Source organism: Bacteroides sp. 214 (assembly GCF_010501015.1).
GTDB lineage: Bacteria > Bacteroidota > Bacteroidia > Bacteroidales > Bacteroidaceae > Bacteroides.
Genome location: NZ_QVML01000059.1, coordinates 1 through 316, shown reverse-complemented (window position 1 = coordinate 316; position 316 = coordinate 1). Strand labels below are relative to the sequence as shown.

The window sequence follows — 316 nt, the reverse complement described above, 5'->3', positions numbered from 1 at the left end:
AACGTATTTACGAAATACTTAAGTCGCTCTCTAAACAAGGCATTATTGATTACATTCCACACAAGAAAACTCCTTTTATTATCTATACGTGTGGGCGATGTTGTTGTTCATGCCCTTAGTATTGTGTGCACAGCAAAGAGCAGACACCACACGCACGCATCAACCGTTGGCGCTTTTATGCTACACAAGAACATGCGCTAAAAAATAACTGGGCCATAAATTATGGTGCAAGGATGATGTCAATGGACTTGCCTCATACTCCGACACCAGATCCGTTGGCAGAAAGACATTACAATTGGTCACCGTATGTGTATTG

1 protein-coding gene is annotated in these 316 nt (G+C 41.8%); it reads left to right on the top strand.

The window, feature by feature from the left end; genetic code table 11:
- A partial coding sequence (locus tag D0T50_RS13665) for a hypothetical protein (RefSeq protein WP_203558255.1) occupies window positions 1–201 on the top strand: 201 nt, incomplete at its 5' end.
- Window positions 202–316: the final 115 nt, after the last annotated feature.